General features: G+C 41.2%; 16 protein-coding genes. 10 read left to right on the top strand and 6 right to left on the bottom strand.

Going from position 1 to position 17,890, the window contains the following annotated elements; translation table 11 throughout:
* Positions 1-37 precede the first annotated feature (37 nt).
* Both ABD692_RS15865 and ABD692_RS15860 read right to left on the bottom strand, forming a co-directional pair.
* Entirely contained in the window at positions 38-637 is a 600-nt protein-coding gene (locus ABD692_RS15865; RefSeq protein WP_344768521.1) for an RNA polymerase sigma factor, read from the bottom strand.
* A 403-nt stretch (positions 638-1,040) separates the two neighbouring features.
* A complete protein-coding gene (locus ABD692_RS15860; RefSeq protein WP_316757237.1) occupies positions 1,041-1,802 on the bottom strand; it encodes a DUF72 domain-containing protein in 762 nt (253 codons plus the stop codon).
* A 219-nt stretch (positions 1,803-2,021) separates the two neighbouring features.
* On the opposite strand from ABD692_RS15860, the gene ABD692_RS15855 reads away from it, so the two are divergent.
* A complete protein-coding gene (locus tag ABD692_RS15855) occupies positions 2,022-2,528 on the top strand; it encodes an RNA polymerase sigma factor (protein ID WP_316757233.1) in 507 nt (168 codons plus the stop codon).
* A gap of 148 nt (positions 2,529-2,676) precedes the next feature.
* Here ABD692_RS15855 and ABD692_RS15850 read toward each other — a convergent pair whose 3' ends face one another.
* Both ABD692_RS15850 and ABD692_RS15845 read right to left on the bottom strand, forming a co-directional pair.
* A complete protein-coding gene (locus ABD692_RS15850; RefSeq protein WP_316757231.1) occupies positions 2,677-3,717 on the bottom strand; it encodes a PAS domain-containing sensor histidine kinase in 1,041 nt (346 codons plus the stop codon).
* 65 nt (positions 3,718-3,782) lie between these two features.
* Positions 3,783-4,430: a response regulator gene (locus ABD692_RS15845; protein ID WP_316757229.1), complete on the bottom strand. Its 648-nt coding sequence runs from the start codon at positions 4,428-4,430 to the stop codon at positions 3,783-3,785.
* A gap of 312 nt (positions 4,431-4,742) precedes the next feature.
* Between ABD692_RS15845 and ABD692_RS15840 the strand changes: the two genes are divergently transcribed.
* The 3 genes from ABD692_RS15840 to ABD692_RS15830 all read left to right on the top strand — a co-directional run bounded on the left by ABD692_RS15840 (position 4,743) and on the right by ABD692_RS15830 (position 6,763).
* Positions 4,743-5,345 (top strand): YciE/YciF ferroxidase family protein, encoded by a 603-nt coding sequence (locus ABD692_RS15840; protein ID WP_316757226.1) that lies wholly within the window; start codon positions 4,743-4,745, stop codon positions 5,343-5,345.
* A gap of 323 nt (positions 5,346-5,668) precedes the next feature.
* Positions 5,669-6,196: a PAS domain-containing protein gene (locus ABD692_RS15835; RefSeq protein ID WP_344768516.1), complete on the top strand. Its 528-nt coding sequence runs from the start codon at positions 5,669-5,671 to the stop codon at positions 6,194-6,196.
* Between the two features lie 42 nt (positions 6,197-6,238).
* Entirely contained in the window at positions 6,239-6,763 is a 525-nt protein-coding gene (locus ABD692_RS15830; protein ID WP_344768514.1) for a sensor histidine kinase, read from the top strand.
* A gap of 214 nt (positions 6,764-6,977) precedes the next feature.
* Here ABD692_RS15830 and ABD692_RS15825 read toward each other — a convergent pair whose 3' ends face one another.
* The gene (locus ABD692_RS15825; protein WP_344768512.1) at positions 6,978-7,808 is read right to left on the bottom strand and encodes a PRC-barrel domain-containing protein; all 831 of its coding nucleotides are present in this window, start codon (positions 7,806-7,808) and stop codon (positions 6,978-6,980) included.
* Positions 7,809-8,129: 321 nt separating this feature from the next.
* On the opposite strand from ABD692_RS15825, the gene ABD692_RS15820 reads away from it, so the two are divergent.
* Entirely contained in the window at positions 8,130-9,248 is a 1,119-nt protein-coding gene (locus ABD692_RS15820; RefSeq protein WP_316757220.1) for an alpha/beta hydrolase, read from the top strand.
* A 458-nt stretch (positions 9,249-9,706) separates the two neighbouring features.
* Here ABD692_RS15820 and ABD692_RS15815 read toward each other — a convergent pair whose 3' ends face one another.
* Complete coding sequence (locus ABD692_RS15815) at positions 9,707-10,201, bottom strand: hypothetical protein (protein ID WP_344768508.1); 495 nt, start codon at positions 10,199-10,201, stop codon at positions 9,707-9,709.
* Between the two features lie 214 nt (positions 10,202-10,415).
* On the opposite strand from ABD692_RS15815, the gene ABD692_RS15810 reads away from it, so the two are divergent.
* The 5 genes from ABD692_RS15810 (at position 10,416) to ABD692_RS15790 (ending at position 17,216) form a co-directional block, all read left to right on the top strand.
* The gene (locus tag ABD692_RS15810; protein WP_344768506.1) at positions 10,416-11,144 is read left to right on the top strand and encodes an ImuA family protein; all 729 of its coding nucleotides are present in this window, start codon (positions 10,416-10,418) and stop codon (positions 11,142-11,144) included.
* Positions 11,144-12,646 (top strand): Y-family DNA polymerase, encoded by a 1,503-nt coding sequence (locus ABD692_RS15805; RefSeq protein ID WP_344768504.1) that lies wholly within the window; start codon positions 11,144-11,146, stop codon positions 12,644-12,646. The genes ABD692_RS15810 and ABD692_RS15805 overlap by 1 nt, the downstream gene beginning before the upstream one ends.
* A 5-nt stretch (positions 12,647-12,651) precedes the next feature.
* Positions 12,652-15,879 (top strand): error-prone DNA polymerase, encoded by a 3,228-nt coding sequence (locus ABD692_RS15800; protein WP_344768502.1) that lies wholly within the window; start codon positions 12,652-12,654, stop codon positions 15,877-15,879.
* A 5-nt stretch (positions 15,880-15,884) separates the two neighbouring features.
* Positions 15,885-16,493 carry an alpha-ketoglutarate-dependent dioxygenase AlkB family protein gene (locus ABD692_RS15795; protein WP_344768500.1) on the top strand — a complete coding sequence of 203 codons (609 nt, stop codon included), beginning with the start codon at positions 15,885-15,887 and terminating at the stop codon, positions 16,491-16,493.
* A gap of 243 nt (positions 16,494-16,736) precedes the next feature.
* Positions 16,737-17,216 carry a hypothetical protein gene (locus ABD692_RS15790; RefSeq protein ID WP_344768498.1) on the top strand — a complete coding sequence of 160 codons (480 nt, stop codon included), beginning with the start codon at positions 16,737-16,739 and terminating at the stop codon, positions 17,214-17,216.
* Positions 17,217-17,890 lie beyond the last annotated feature (674 nt).

Genomic DNA, 17,890 nt, shown 5'->3' with positions numbered 1-17,890 from the left:
GTTACCATTACGAAAAGCACCTAGCTTTATAAATGGCTTAACCCGCTAATCTGACCTCGAAAATAACCCGCAGAGCCAATATAGCCTGCCGAATAGAAGTTTTGACACTTCCGAGTGGAAGTCCCAGTAATTCTGAAATTTCTGGATGGGTATAGCCCTTGTAATAGAATAAATCTAACATCTGACTGTGCTTTGGACTAAGTTGATTCAAAATATTCTTGATGCCAATGGTATCAATGTTAAAAGAATGGGTGTACTCATCTAAACTAACGCCAGCCTGTTCGAAGGCAACATGAGTACGCTCCTGCCGTGAAACGCGAAGGCGCAAATGATCTATAGCCGTGTTTCTGGCAATATTAAGCATCCAGGTGAATAAGCGTGCCTTATGCTCATCATAACTATGAAAATTTCTTCTGATTTTTAGAAACACTTCCTGAAGCAAATCCTCGGCAGTTTCCTGTTGATTAACAATTTTAAACACCACACCAAAAAGGTTTGCTGCATATTTATGATATAAAAAATTAAATGCAGGAAGCTCTGCTTTCCGAAGCGCCTCAATGAGAACCTGCTCCGAAGCATCGGTAAGCGGCAATAGCTTGTGCTTTAATTCGTTAGGGTATGGTAAATGTGCAATCATGGGCGTTGATATGATGAAACAACAATACATTTTTAGATAAGTTTTCAGTATTCCTTGTTGCTATATCTTTTTTAATGAAACAACAAGAGCACTACTAAAAAAAGTGCTGTTCCTGAACCAAAATATAACCCTATTCACCAACGAACCTGGTTAGGTCTGCATTAAGTTGATCGGCTCGCCTTTGTCACAATATATTTCACACCAGAGATAATCGAGGCAGCCTGCTCACCCATTGCTTTAATTGGTAAGGTTTAGTCTTCAACTCCATGAATAACCAAAGTTTATATCAATCGCCAAAATATCTCAAATCTGCGTATATATTTAGGAGACTCTAATTCTAATAGATTTTGATCTATAATGCTGGAATGAGAATATTGTCGGTACACCATTCCGTTCCCAAAAATCAGCTTAATTCCAAAACAAATTTCTTTAACGTATTGAGATTACCATAAGCATCACCCATGGTATTATTAAAATATACAAAAACCTTTTTACGATCCAGTAACCATTCGGCTATGTAACCAGCGTATTCATAAAGGACGTCATCAGTATAACTACCCCGATAATTACCGCCTGGCCCATGAAAGCGGAGGTAAATAAAATTGTGATCAACAGCATCAAACGGACTTGCTACTGAACCCTTATCATGAATAACCATCCCAAGATTGTGTGCTTCCAATAGCTCATAAACTTCTTCAGTATATAGAGATTGATGCCTGAATTCAAGGGCAACATTCCAGGCATTATCAGGATTATGCTCTTGTAAACTAAACATTAAATCGGAAAGCTGACCTAAATTTGCATTTCTTATACTTGGTGGAAACTGAACCAGAAGACAACCTTTTTTCTCACCCACCTGGTTAATAACATTCATAAACTTAGCGATATCGCCAATCTGGAATCCTAATTTCGGTACATGCGTAATCCCCTTAAAAAGTTTAAAAGTAAATCGGAAATCATTTGGCACCTCATCACTCCATTTTTTGATTGTAGAAGCCAATGGAATCTTGTAAAATGAGCTATTAATTTCAATGCTGTTCATAAGTGAACCATAATAACACAATCTAGATTTATTTATATAAGCCTCTGGATAATGCGATTTATTTGGCACTGGCAAAATTAAGCCACTGGTACCTGAATAATAACTTTTCACTTCGTGCTTCATAATTCATGCAACAACAATAAGCATGTAATTGTTGTGAATCCGTTTATTTATTTGATTAGCTTAAACAACATGAATGGTTAAAAAAATCGCCTGGATAATTGATATAAGTATAAATACGGTAACCATGTTATATACGCATTCACAACGCAAAGGAGGTAAGAACTCAATTTTGGCGGTATGGGTTTTGTTTTAACTGGTTATACGCTAAAACAAAAACTTATGACACAGAAAGAATTCAGCGATTGTATCACCATTCACACGTCGTCATTGAGATTACATGCGCTCAATTTCACCCGAGATCCCGAAGATGCTAACGATTTGCTGCAGGAAACACTCCTTAAAGCCACCCGTTTTTTTTCTAAGTTTGAAGATGGTACCAACATCAAAGGATGGCTGTTTGTGATTATGAAAAATACTTTCATAAACAATTACAGAAAAGAACAAAAAAGCCGGGAACGCACTGTACAGGAGGCCGAGATTACTTCCGCTAACCTTCATTTCAGTGCAACCACCAATGACTCGGTAGGCAGTTTTGCCATGCAGGATATCAGCAAGGCACTATGCACATTACCCGACAAATATTCTGTTCCGTTTATCCGCTACTTTGAAGGTTATAAGTACCATGAAATTGCCGACGAGCTGCAGATTCCTTTAGGCACGGTTAAAACTTATATTCACGAAGCCAGAATACTTCTAAAAAAACACCTTAAACAATACCAGAACTAAAGCAAAAAAGGAGAGCAGGTTTAAAGTTGCTCTCCTTTTTTTAGTGCAATAAGATATTTTTTTAGTGCAAAAAGATAATGCTTCTTAAAAACCAGAGTGTATTTGCAAGTGGAATATACCTTTTTTTATGAAGCAAAATACCCAAATATCAATTTTTAGGTAGTGAAATAAAAAACGTTGTACCCACATTTTCTTCACTAACAAACCAAATCCTACCACCGTGTAGCTCAACAATACTCTTAATAATCCCCATTCCTAATCCACCCGATTCTGCTCCGTTAAGTCCTTTTCTTAAAACTTCCTTATTGTATTGAAAAAGTTGATTACGCAATGCTGCTGGAATACCAATACCATTATCACTAACGGAAACAATAACTTCATCTGTCCGCTCTTCCGCATAAACTTCTATAGTTCCGCCTTCTGCGGTAAATTTAATGGAGTTGGAAATTAAGTTATTAATCACCTGCAAAAACTTCATGCTATCCAAAAACAAAAAAATCTTCTCCTGGGCACTCGAAAAAACAAAATTTCTCACCTGCTGAAGGTGCGAACGGTTATAAAACCGCACAACATCTTGTAGTTCCCAAACTAAATCGGCCCGCTCCTTTTTAATCGCAACAACCGAAGATTTCAGAAACTCATGGTTAACCATACTCCGTACCAATTTCAGATTGCGATCGCACATTTCATTTATAAACTGTAACGATCTTCTTAAATCGTTTTCGTCTAAAGTTCCGATATTATTTTCCAGCGAACTTGCGGTCATACGGATCATGCCCATCGGCTCTTTTAAATCATGAGCCAGTACTTCAAGCGTAATATTTTTATGTGCATTAATTTGCTCAATGTGAATTTTATTCTGCTGGTCGATGGTAAAATCTTCAATAATCCCATATAGGTAATCCCCATCTTCCGAAACCACTAACGAACACCTGAGGTATTTTTCCTCTTCATTGATATAAAGCTTAAACAAATATTTTTTTGCTCCGCCATCCGTGATTAGCTCCTCATAACAGGTCATTACATGCTCAACATCATCGGTGTGGAATTTTGCCATCAGCCAGTCCATCGATCCGTTTAACGCTGCAGGCTCGAGGCCAAAAATCCTGAAAAATACAGCATTATGATATTCAAAAATAAATTCGCGTAGATTATAAATAAAGTAGCCATCAGGCGATACGCTTCCCATCTGGCAAAAAATCTGTTGATTAATTGATAGCATCATATACGTTTCACTATGAAGTGAACAAATAATTAATTTAGAATACCTTTACTATAAGCAAAACGGATAAGTACAGCGGTATTTTTTGCCCCGGTTTTGTCAATAAGGCTTTGCCTGTGTCCTTCCACTGTACGCCTGGAGATAAAAAGTTTGTCCGCCATTTCAGCGTTAGTAAGTCCTTCTGCAATAAGTTGCAGAATCTCGATCTCCCTCGACGAAAATTCTCCAGGTTGTATATTACAGGCTGATGAAAGCTTAGCATCTATTACTTCATCTATAATTCTGATCGCAAATAATGAACAGACATAACGCTCTCCCTTTACAATTCTTGATAAGGCAAAGAAAAGTTCTTCAGAATCTACCGATTTACTCAAAAAACCTTTTGCTCCTGCCTGGATTGCCTGATAAAAATGAGCATTATCTTCCATCATCGACATGATTAAAACAGGTATTCGAAAATCCTCCTGTTTCAAGGCAGCTGTCATTGCAATACCATCCAGAACTGGCATATTAATGTCTGAAACTATGATATCTGGTTTTGTTCCATTACGAATTGCATCCAGAACTTCCTGTCCGTTACTGGCTTCAAATATAACTTTATATTCGTTTGTTGATTCGAGGAGCATTTTAATCCCATTCCTCACTACTTTGTGATCTTCTACTAAAACGATTTCTTTCATTAGGTTTAATGCGTATTCCAGACAATGCATTGTTGGATTGTCAAAATGGTTAGCATGGGTAAAACAATACCTACTCCATAAAGTTTTAAATAGATTTTAATAAATAAATTCGATGGCTTTTATGCATTAAGATAAAATCTATATCTGCTCGATACTTCCATTTATCAAAAAAATATAAGCCAGTTAATTAAAACAGGTAGCTGGCACAATAAGTTATAAATACGGATTAACTATAAGTTCGATACCCGTTTTTTATTCGCGACCAAACTATCTGTGGCAGAGCGGGTTCTTATCTATATAAAAATTAAACCTATGGAAACTTCAAAAAAAACACCGAGCAAAACTGGTAGCAAAGCAACAACTACCAATGCTGGAAGTAAAGCAACAACTAAAAAATCAAATAATACGACTGGTAAAATCGAACATGCTGAATTTCACGAATTCTTTATAGATGAGTTGAAAGATATTTACTGGGCCGAAAAACACCTGGTTAAAGCACTTCCAAAAATGAAAAAGGCAGCTACAAGTCCTGAACTTGCTGCTGCATTCGAAAAACATACACAAGAAACGCAAACCCATATCGATACTTTAGAAGAAGTTTTCGCCTTGCTGGATGAGAAACCAGCCGCAAAAAAATGTGATGCTATGGCTGGCTTATTAGAGGAAGCAAATGGCATAATCGAAGATACCGACGCGGGAACAATGATTAGAGATGCAGGACTAATTTTGGCTGCGCAAAAAGTAGAGCATTACGAAATTGCTACCTATGGAACATTAAAGGTATTTGCCGAAAATATGGATCGTACCGATGTTGCAGATCTTTTAGATCAAACATTAGAAAACGAAAAAGCGACTGATGTTGCCCTAACGGAAATTGCAGTTGCTGCAATAAATTCCGAAGCTGCAGCCGAATAATTGTTTTAAAAAACATAACGAAAATCAGATTTAGAAGTGGGATGTGGTGCATCCGAATATTAAAGATATCACTCCTAAATTAGAAGAAAAGGCAGTGCCATTGGTGCTGCCTTTTTCTGTATTTCCTCAAAGAAAGAAGTAATTTCCATGTTTAAATGGCCCTTAGAAACTTATTTAATTAAACAACTAAATTATAAATAACCCTATCATGGTGCTGTACGCTAGATTAATAGCAATTGATACGAACAGCTCTGCCACAACGATAAGAAACATCGAATTAATTACCTAACTTGTTGTCCCATCCACTATTTATACTTCCCGACATGCTGTCCACAACTAGTGAACAAATCAATAACCTCAATCAACTGAATGAGGAACTGGAAAATTATTTCAGCAACACCATTATACCACAAATTTTTGTAGATGCAAAACTCATCTTAAGAAAATTTACCCCTCCTGCAATGAAACAATTTAACCTGAAAGCGGATTTTATTGGAAAGCCATTGGAGGAAATTAAAGAGAACTTCCGGTTCCCAACGATTATTGATAATATTAAAACAGTTATTGCTACCGGTAAGATTTTAGAAAAAGAAATTCAAACCACCGATATGCGGTGGTTTCAAATGAATGTACTTCCATACCTTATACGAAAGGAAAACATCACTAATGGTGTGATCATTACTTTCGTAGATATTAATTCAAGAATTCGCGATTTAAATGAGCAGGAGAAAATGCTGGCTGAACATGAACTTCTGCTTGATACAATTGCCCACGATATTAAAAACCCTTTATTGGCACTAAGCCTTTCGGTGCAAATGATGAAAAATTTACCCGCCCGAAGTCTTGAATAATTATCACGTTTAACCGAAAATCTTGAAAAAAGTATAGAAAATATGAAAGGGGTTGTAGATAGCATGCTCGATTCCAGATGGCAGAAGCAGCGATATCATGCAAGAGAAGAATTACTGGATATAGGTAGCGTACTGGAAGATGTGCGGCTTACCATTGCACCGCAGATAATAGAATCTGCTGCCGAAATTACGACCGATTTTAAGATTTCGGAAATTACTTTTGTACGCCGCAAACTGAGAAGCATACTGTATAACTTACTCAACAATGCCATTAAATATACTTCGAATGGCGTGAAACCGATAATTAAAATTACTACAGAAAAAATTGATGGGTATATCGTAATCAGCGTATCGGATAATGGAATAGGCATAAGCGAAGAAGCAATTCAACATATTTTTTCTAAGTTTCAACGCATCAAAACCAATGTGGAAGGTTCGGGCGTTGGGCTTTATCTGGTTCACACAATTGTTACAACTTCTGGTGGTAAGATCAAAATCGATAGCTCAGAAGGTAAAGGCGCAGTGTTTCAGGTATTCTTAACGTTGCATAATCAGGATAAATTATAGAACTGCAAAGTTACCTACCCTGACAAATTATTCTTGTTAAGACAAATTCAGCCCTTGCTGATTTTCTTGTCTTAATGAAAAAGATTCAAGTCTAAAAAAAGAAAGTGCCCTAGGTATTTCTAGGGCACTTCTTGGTGCAATTATTCAGTTATGGTATTATTTTATGGTATATATAAAAACCATATTTTTTTTATACTGATTACCAGCGAGACGGTTATTGGTTATGTGTGGTAATGGCTTGTCCAATCTCATTTACAAATTTTTCATCCAGATGATCCATTGTTCTCCATTGTACTACTTCATCAACAGACTCTGCGTATATAACACCAACCTTTTCTCCATTCTCTATAATTCTATAGGTGCCGTTATCCTGAGGTTCAACCGTAAACACGCCATGCTCATTCCTAATTTCGAATTCATCAAGGTTCGCAACTTTCGGAGATTCTACTTGCTGCTTATTTTCTGAATTTATATGAGAATGATCAATAAGTTCATGTATCGTGTTCGCCTCTTCCCTACGATCTTCAGGTGTTCCTGCTGAAATGGCGTTCTCATCTGAAAAACTGCTTTTCGCTTTCACAACATTTCTTCTGTCAAAATGGTGGTGATGATAAAAATCAGCATTATCGATTTCTACAATCTCTTCTTCAATTCGTAAAGCAGCTGGGCTTCCAATAGCCTGTCTGATTTTAAGCTCCGTTTCTCTGGTTACCTCGCCGATAATGTATTGTGGCAACTCCACAAACTGACTATCATGCATAACTGGTAGTACAACTGCTTTCTCATCATTGGCTACCTCCGCAAAACCTATTGGTATTAATACGGCTTTATCCTCTGTTCCCGAAACCACATCTTCCAGCTCGACAATTAGATAACGGATTGCATTTTGCTCTGGATCAAACAATAAATCTCTTACCTTACCCAAGTTACGGCCAGCCTCATCTTTCACAGGCCAACCTGTTACATCGGCCTCTCCATCGACTATTTTATAGTCTACATTCGACAATTCTTCTAATCTGATGTATTCAATATTTCCTGTATTCATAAGTATTTCATTTACGGGCTTCAATTACACGCCCAAATATTAAACACCTCCCTGCCCAAATGGTTTTGTTTAACATCAATATCTGTTTCAGCATCGACAGGTAATTACATCAGATAGAAAAAAAGCAAATGCAGAAATCCTTGACCAACAACATGACTAATGAAAAAAAGCCGGACCAAACCAACTTATCGAATTTGTTCTATGTTAGCAAATTTGATTTTAAAGGTCGAATCAGAGCCCTATCCCTGGTTTCAGCTTAAAAAGTTGTAAGAAATAAAAAACCAGCAGAAAAAATAGATGTTTTGTTTTAAACTAAAAATCATGAAACACAATTTTTTAAAATCAACGCTTTTAGCCGGGATTTGCGCAATCACGGTAAGTGCCTGCTCTTCAGGAACAGGCAGCGGAACTGCTGGCGATAGCACAGCGGCTGACACAAGCAGCAAAACCGAAATTAAGCCATCAGGCGCAGCTCCCGACTGGGGTAAGAGCATTAAACCCGAAATGCAGGCCGTTATCGAAAAGTTAGGCAGTTACGGGGATAAACCTATTGAAAGTTTGAGTCCGGTTGAAGCCAGAAAAAATCATACGCCAACGGATGCCGTTATGGATCTCGTTGCAGAAAAAAATATTCCAATACCAGCGCCGCAGGTAGATACGGTTGGAAAAGATTTAGCCTTAAATGGCGGAAATATACATGTTCGTATTTACAAGCCTAAAGTAGGTAATGGCCCTTTTCCAGTTATTGTTTACTATCACGGTGGCGGATTTGTAATCGCCAACCTGGATGTGTACAATGCATCTGCCCAGGGTTTAGCTGAACAGGTAGGTGCCGTTGTAGTTTCAGTGGCCTACAGACTTGCGCCAGAAAATAAATTTCCAACGGCCCACAACGATGCTTTCGCAGCTTATGAGTGGGTAGTAAAAAATGCAATGAGTATAAAAGGCGATGCTAAAAAAATCGCAGTGGTTGGGGAAAGTGCAGGCGGAAATTTAGCAGCCAACGTATCGATTATGGCAAGAGATAAAAAAATAACCTTGCCCCTGCACCAAGTTTTGGTTTATCCGATCGCCCAGTCAGATATGAATACAGAATCTTATGTGAAATATGCCGCGGCAAAACCATTGAATAAACCAATGATGGCCTGGTTCACCAAGCATTATCTGAATACGATGACTGAGGCGAAAGATCCAAGGATTTCGCTCATCAATGCAAATTTGAAAGGACTTCCACCAACAACAATCATCACCGCAGAGATTGACCCTTTAAATAGCGATGGAAAAATGCTCGAAGAAAAATTTTCTGCTGCTGGAGTAAAGGTAGATAGCAAGAATTACGATGGGGTAACTCACGAGTTTTTTGGAATGGCAATCATCGTTCCGCAGGCTAAAGATGCGCAGGGTTATGCGGCCAGCCAATTGAAAAAAGCTTTTCAATAAGCAAATCTTTAATTAATAATCTAAGCTCTGGAATCTTCCAGAGCTTTTTTTGTTACGTTAAATGGTTTAATCCTTGTAAAACCATCATCATTAAGATTACGGAGCAAAGTGATGTCATCCTGAGCCTGACCTCACTGTCATCCCAAGACCATCCAACTCCTGTCACTCTGAACCTATCGTATTGTCATCCTGAGTGAAGTCGAAGGATAAAAATATTAGCCATATAGGTAAATATGAAATATAGATTCTATCGCCACATCGTTCAAAGATCAGTCTATCGGCTGGTGTCCTCACCTGCCGAAACTCCAAAAGATGTCATCGTGAGCGTAGTCGAAGGATAGAAACATTAGTCATATAGGCATATAGAAAATATAGATAGAATGTCGAAATCGCACCGTCTATCGGCTGGTGTCCTTCGACTAAGCTCAGGATGACAAGTTGAAAGAAGCAAGCTTAAATTACCTGCTAACCTTTTCCCAACCAAATGTTTCTTTCTTATATACGAGCGGTGTGGCATTCAGGGAGAAATCATCCGAAAAATCATGATTAAATACCTGGAATTTTATTGCCCACTCATCTTTAAGCAGGCCTGGCACGAAGCGGGAGAATATGCGCTCGAAGCTTTTAAAGCTAATGCCTTCTTTGCAGATGACCATGTATGCGGTGTCAGATTTTAGTACAACTTTCTCCACCAGGTTTGGCCATCTGGAGCAGATTTCCTGTGGCAGGCTATTGAAATACTGATCGTCAATATGCTGGGTAATACCATTAAAAAGTTCTGTGCTAAGGTCATTTCCGCTCTCTTGCCTCCAGATGTCATGCAGCTTTTCAATGCTACCTAGTAGTTCCCCATCCAATACAATGCTCCAGGGTTCATCAGTCGCAAAGCGGATCAGCTGATAAACTTCTACTACCCCATTTTTGCCATCAAAAAAATATTCCAGCTCAACCATAAAAAGAGTTTTATATCATTTTCAACTTCAAATATAATTATTAATACTAAATAAATTAGTATTTATTAACATTTTTAAAAGCACTAAACTTGCCTGTTGCTATATTAAACCCATTACAGGATATTTTTGTTAAAAATTATAAATACTAATATTTTTAGTATTAGTTTTGTAGTGTGGCATGAATATATTGTTTATGCCATGGGAGCAAAAGGAAATGGCGGCAATTAAAAGGGACATCATCCATAAACTTCAGGAACAAATCCTGAGTTTGCAAGGCTTTAAGCCTGAAAGGAATGGCCCTGCTCTGGATTTTGGTCTTACTGAAATAGCGGCCTCTTTCCCAGGTAAGGTATTTCCGCTAGCTGCCATCCACGAATTTTTGAGCACCAACCTGGAAGATGCAGCAGCCAGTGGCGGCTTTATCTCGGCATTACTCGCTACACTGATGCAAAAGGGCGGCCTTTGCCTATGGATCAGTACCCAAAGAAAAATCTTCCCGCCATCACTTATTACTTTTGGCTTGTCGCCCGAGCGAATCATTTTTATCGACCTGGCTACAGACCGGGATGTATTATGGGCAACCGAAGAGGCCTTAAAATGCGAGAGCCTCGCCGCTGTGGTTACTGAACTCGACGAAATCAGTTTTGCGCAAAGCAGAAGGCTCCAACTGGTAATCGAAAAAAGCCGAGTAACCTCCTTTATCATCCGAAAAAATGAAGAAAAGCTCAGTTCTACATTGGCAGCGGCAAGGTGGAAAATATCGGCATTACCGAGCGAAGCGATTGACGGCATGCCTGGGCTGGGTTTTCCAAGATGGAACATCGAGCTGCTCAAAGTTAAAAACGGATTGCCAGGCAGCTGGACGATTGAATATGCGGGGGGGATTTTTAAGGTCCTTCACGAAACTCTTATCGAAAACATCGAAATCAGAAAGGCTATTTAATGCAGAAAAGGTATATGTCTATATGGTTTTCTACCCTGCTTACTGACTGGATTCTCATCAAGCGGCCAGCGCTTAAGGCTCTGCCACTTGTCTTTTCAGATAAGGCGGGCAACCGCATGGTGATTACCGCCACGAGTAAGGAGGCTGCACTACTCGGTATCCATACGGGCATGCCCTTGGCTGATGCCAGGGCAATTGTTCCTGATCTGGAGGTCATCGAAAACCAGGGTCATCGTATCGAGAGACTGCTTAAGGCACTTGGCGAATGGTGCATACGATATACGCCACTAGTGGCGGTAGAGGCAGATCAGGGTCTGATCATGGATATTAGTGGCTGCGCCCATTTATGGGGTGGAGAAAGGGAATACCTGCGGGAGATTGTAAACCGTTTGCGTGGCCTGGGCTATCAGGTCAGGGCAGCAATAGCCGATACCATGGGTACCGCCTGGGCCATTTCTCGTTATGGGAAACTTAGCCCGATCATTAAAAGTGGTGAAGAATTAAACGCCCTGCTCCAGTTGCCTCCCATGGCACTACGGCTTTCGCCTGTAGCCAGCCAAAAGCTAATCAAACTTGGATTAAAAACTGTGGGCAGCTTTATCAGCATGCCCCGATCGGTATTGCGCAGGCGTATCGGGGAGGAAAGCATGGAAAGGATCGAACAGATTTTAGGACAAAAGGAAGAGGAGTTTTCACCGCTGGTGGTGCCAGAACTGTATAGCGAACGACTGGAAAGCATGGAGCCGATCAGAACACGGAAGGGAATTGAGATTGCCATCGAAAAACTATTGACCCGTATTTGTAACCACCTCGAAAGGGATGGTATGGGACTTCGGTCTGCCCTGCTGCAAAGCTATCGGATTGATGGAAAAGTGATTAAAACTGAGATCGGCACCAATAGTGCAAGTGCACATATCAGCCATCTGATGAAGCTGTTTTCACTGAAAATCGATCAGATTGAACCAAAGATGGGAATTGAACTTTTTACGATGGATGCCGTTAAGGTAGAACCTGTCGACCCCCATCAGGCCGCTTTATGGAGCGCAGAAAAAGGCATGGAAGATCAGAAAGTGGCTGAACTTTTAGACAGGCTGGCGGGAAAAGTTGGTACGCAGGCTATTCAGCGTTACCTGCCCCAGGCCCATCACTGGCCAGAGCGGTCGATTAAAAAAGTAGATTCGCTACTTGAAACGCTTTCGTTGCCCTGGCGTACTGACCGCTTAAGGCCTGTGCAGTTGCTTAAGGTACCCGAGCCTGTGCAGGTTTCGGCACCCATCCCCGATTATCCGCCTATGCTCTTTCGCTATCAGGGCATTACCCATCAGGTAAAAAAGGCAGACGGCCCCGAGCGCATTGAGCGGGAGTGGTGGCTGGAAGAAGGTGAGCATCGTGATTACTATCAATTAGAGGATGCCGAAGGCAAACGCTATTGGCTGTTCCGTTCAGGGCACTACAGCTCGGAGAAAACCTCTGGCTGGTTTATACATGGATTTTTCGCATAAAAGGTATGGAATACGTCGAACTTCAGGTCACCAGCAATTTCAGTTTTCTCCGCGGTGCCTCGCATCCCGAAGAACTGATCGAGCAGGCAGCGGCTATGGGCTACCGCAAACTTGCCATTACCGACCGCAATACGCTCTCTGGCATTGTGCGTGCGCACGTGGCCGCGAGAAATCATGACATCAGTCTGATTCCTGCTTGCAGGCTCGACTTGTTAGATGGCCCGTCGCTATTGGCTTATCCAACAGATCAGGCGGCTTATGGGCGGCTTTCTGCGCTACTCAGTCTTGGTAATATGCGGGCTGAAAAAGGGAGTTGTCACCTCTACCTGGCAGATGTATTTGCTTATTGTGCGGGAATGAAGTTTATCGTAATCCCACCAGAGGCCTTGAATTCACTCTTTGATTATGAAGCCAGCTTTAAATCGCAGTTGGTTGATTTCAAGGAAAAAATGGGAAATGATCTTTTTCTGGCAGCAACAAGGAGTTATAGCGGAGATGACCATAAAAGATTGTTCAGGCTCAATCAGCTGTCGGAGCAGCTTGGTATTCCACTTATAGCCACCAACGATGTGCATTACCACCATCCACAGCGACGGGAACTGCAAGATATTCTTACCTGTACCCGCGAAAAATGCACGATCCAGAATGCGGGTTTCCTGCTTTATCAAAATGCGGAAAGGCACCTGAAAGACCAGGAAGAGATGTCCAGGCTCTTCAGGCAGTATCCAGATGCCATTGCCAACAGTGTACGTCTGGCAGAATCCTGCCAGTTTTCTTTGGATAGTTTAGAATATGTGTATCCCGAAGAAATTACTACAGATGGCAGAACACCACAGGAGGAACTCACTTACCTCTCGTGGAAGGGTGCAAGGGAAATGTTCGGCGAGCAAATACCCGAAAAGATTTCTGCCAATATCAATTATGAGCTGGCCTTTATGGAGCAAATGAATTACGCCTCCTATTTTCTTACGGTTTATGACATTGTAAAATTCGCCCGTTCGAAAGGGATTTTATGCCAGGGCCGTGGTTCAGCCGCCAATTCTACGGTATGTTACTGCCTGGGCATTACCTCGGTAAATCCCACAAAATTCGACCTACTTTTTGAGCGTTTTATATCCTCGGCCAGAAATGAACCACCCGATATTGATGTGGATTTTGAGCATGAGCGAAGAGAGGAAGTGATTCAGTACATCTATCAGAAATATGGCCGCGACCGTGCTGCTATTGTGGCTACGGTAACCCAGCAACATCAAAAGGGTGCCATCCGTGATGTAGGTAAAGCCATGGGACTTTCGGTAGATACAGTGAGTAAGTTATCGGGTGCAATCTGGGAATTTACCGATGAATGGTTTGAGGAAGCCCGTATCCTAGAGGCTGGCCTTAATCCAAAAGATCCGCTACTTAAAAAGGTACTGCAACTGACCGGGCAAATGATGGGCTTTCCTCGGCAATTGGGGCAGCATACGGGTGGATTTGTAATTACCCGTGGAAAACTGACCGACCTCTGCCCCATCCTGAATGCACGTATGGCAGATCGTACCAATATTGAGTGGAACAAAGATGATATTGATGCCCTTGGTTTTCTGAAAATCGATGTGCTGGCGCTGGGTATGCTTACCTGCATCCGAAAGGGCTTTGACCTGGCTAAACAACACTACGATTTAGATTTAACCCTGGCTAAGATCAATGAAAAGGATGATCCAAAAGTATATGAAATGATTAGTCATGCCGATACCATAGGGGTTTTTCAGATTGAGAGCAGGGCGCAACAATCCATGTTGCCCCGCTTACGTCCAAACTGTTTTTACGATCTGGTGATTGAAGTGGCAATTGTTCGGCCAGGTCCGATTCAGGGCGATATGGTACATCCCTATCTCCGCAGGCGAAATGGTGAAGAAGCTATAGAATATCCTTCGCCAGAACTGGAAGAAATATTAGGGCGTACGCTGGGCGTACCGCTTTTTCAGGAGCAGGCCATGAAAATCGCTATTGTTGCTGCAGGCTTCACGCCTGCCGAGGCTGATGCTTTGCGGCGCAGCATGGCCACTTTTAAGTTTAAGGGACTGGTGAACCAGTTTGAAAGGAAACTGATCGATGGCATGTTAGAACGTGGCTACAGCGAAGATTTCGCTAAAAGAATATTCAGGCAACTGGAGGGTTTCGGGAGTTATGGCTTTCCAGAGAGCCATGCGGCTAGCTTTGCCTTACTGGTATATGTTTCCTGCTGGTTTAAATGTTATTATCCTGATGTGTTCGCAACAGCGCTGCTCAACAGTATGCCTATGGGTTTTTACCAACCTGCACAGATTGTGATCGATGCCAGGAATCATGGCGTAGAGGTTCGGGAGATTGATGTAAATTATTCTCTTTGGGATAATCTATTAGAGGAAAAATGCGGAAAGTACCACGCCATGCGCCTGGGTTTTCGTCAAATTAAGGGGATTGCTGCTGAGGAAATGGAATTGCTTGTGGTAGGGAGAACGGCTCCTTATCGAACGATACATGAGATTATGGATGCGGGGGTATCGCAGGTTACATTGGAAAGATTAGCTGATGCAGATGCTTTTCGTTCACTTGGCATGGACAGACGGCAGGCACTTTGGGAGGTTTCGGCACTGGCCGACCGCCCAGTTGGCATATTTGAAAAACAGGCCTCTGAAAGTGAAAAGGAGCCGCAACTGTCTTTACCCTTAATGAGCGATTCGGAACATGTGGTGCAGGATTATGCAACAACAGCCTTGTCGCTAAAGGCACACCCGGTAAGTTTTGTAAGAGAAAAATTAAGCTTGCTTAAAATCTTGCCTACCAGAGAAGCTTCGGAATCCTGGGACGGCAGACTGGTGAAGGTAGCGGGTTTGGTTTTAGTACGCCAAAGGCCTGGAACCGCTGGCGGTGTTTGTTTCATAACGATTGAAGATGAAACAGGCGTAGCTAACCTGGTGGTTTTTCAGCAACTTTTTGAAAAGTACAGAAAAGAGATTTTAGGTGCCAGACTGCTGATGGTGGAAGGCAAACTACAGCGTGAAGGCGAAGTGGTACATGTGATTGTTAAACGGTGCTTTGATCTAACTCGCATGCTGAAAGGATTAACGGATTCAGGGCAGGAAGAACTCCCTCTATTAACACTTTCCAGGGCGGATGAGCGATCGCCTTTTCCAGTTGAGAACAAAAAAACACTTAAAAGAGAGCCCGCTGATGGAACGGTATTTCCTGCGGCCAGGAATTTTAAATAAATAATATGGAACAATTAGCTTTTTTCCCTGAATGCGGCCAAACCAAGGGTTTGCCTACCGAAGTGCTCGAGTATATGCCAGGCGTTTTTGCTCCTGAACTCGGTTATCAGCTCATGGATAGGTTTATCACCGCAACCCCATGGACACAAAAAGTAGTGAGCATGTACGACAAGCAAGTGATTACCCCACGCCTATCGGCCTGGTTTGCAGATAGCGATACCTACGATTACACTTCACTACGCAGATCGGCTCCCAACCCCTGGACCCCAGAACTGTTAATGATTAAATCGGTTGTCGAACCCATCGCAGGTGTTATTTTTAACAGTGTGCTATTAAACTACTACCGAGATGGTAATGACTCAGTGGCCTGGCACAGCGATAATGAAAGGGCACTAGGCTCCCATCCCACGATTGCTTCTGTCACCTTTGGGCAGGTGCGCTCGTTCGACATACGAAACAAGGCCAACCATAGCGAAAAATACTCGGTCAGGCTTGAACATGGCTCTTTGCTGCTCATGAAGGGTGATCTACAATCAAACTGGGACCACCGCATCGCCAAATCGACCAGGCTGATGAAGCCAAGGCTTAACCTTACTTTTCGCGTAGTGGTGTAGATGCCGGCAGCTCTCTTAATGCTAAAAGTTCAAACTGTTTGCCTCTGATACCTAGCCTTACCACCTCAAATGATTCTGAAACCTGCAGAGTATGAAATAATTATAACTAACTCATTATTACAACAACCTAAAAGAATAATTCTTTTTACAATGGTTTATGGTAAGTATTTTTATGTGTAGATGAGTTGCGGATGCGACTTGTAACAACCGCTCTTACATAATTGGAAACTAAATAAGATCTATATGAAAGAGATATTTATCATTATTCTGCTTTTTCTTACTAAGCAAGCTTTTGCACAACCACTAACAAGTACGCCTGCGGGCTGTGCAATTACAATAAATTTAGAATATAGAGTTTATCAAATCACAGCTGCATCATACATGAGTAAACCAACCTATACTGGCACTGGAGGTGTAAGGTACACAACCTGGACTACGAGTGCTGGTGTTGGCGTAGATAAGACTCGACTTACCTGTTTAACCTTAAACACGGGTGCTGCAAATACTTGTTATGTTAAAACGGGGACAGGTACAACCGCCGCAGATTATACTTCAGGTGTAGCCACAACTTTCACAGTTAATTCAGGAACTGCTTATAATGAAAGTGGTATTGGAACTTGCAGGAATGTACCATTAGATAGTTTTGCTCTATTCTTAGTTTTTTTATTAGGTTTTACAGGTTTTACCTATGTACACAGACACGAAAGAAAAATTAGTTATTAGTCGATTATATTTTTTAATATATCACGCCTGAATACTCTGTTGGTCGAGATTTGTAATCTCGTCCTGCTATATAGATGCATTACATCTATAACCATAAAAAGGGTCGTGCTAAAGCAAAAATATGTTGGTCGAGATTTGTAATCTCGTCCTGCAATATAGATGCATTAGTTCTATCGGCTGGTGTCCTCACCTGCCTAAACTCCAAAAGATGTCATCCTGAGCGGAGTCGAAGGATAAAAATGTTGGCCATATAGAAAATATAGATTTCACCACTGCTCCTGGCTTGCCTCGGCTCATCGCCGCCGAGGGGCTCTAAACTTTTTCTTGATAAAAAGTTTAACAAAAATCAAGGCTTGAATCTGTTGTCGGATAAATTCGTAAAAGCTTTAATTGCGGCAACACAAATTCCGATGAAAAATCGGAAAGGACGCGTTGCCTTAGGTTTTGCCAGATTGAAAGGTACCTACAAAAAAGCTTTTAACGTTTTCTCCTTCCAACATATCCTATGCCAGATAGCAGGGTGCAAAATCCCTCATTTTTTCAAACCTTGAAGTTGTAGTGGTTTATAGTTATGTCATCCTGAGCGGAGTCGAAGGATAAATGTTAGTGTCTCGTCCGGAAAAGTCTTTACAGTTGGGAGCTGTTAATACTAAGTATTCTTTACAATTGTTATT

It is taken from the genome of Pedobacter ginsengiterrae (assembly GCF_039537385.1).
GTDB lineage: Bacteria > Bacteroidota > Bacteroidia > Sphingobacteriales > Sphingobacteriaceae > Pedobacter > Pedobacter ginsengiterrae.
Note: the sequence above shows the minus strand (reverse complement) of the source record. Positions and strands in the feature narration are given on the sequence as shown.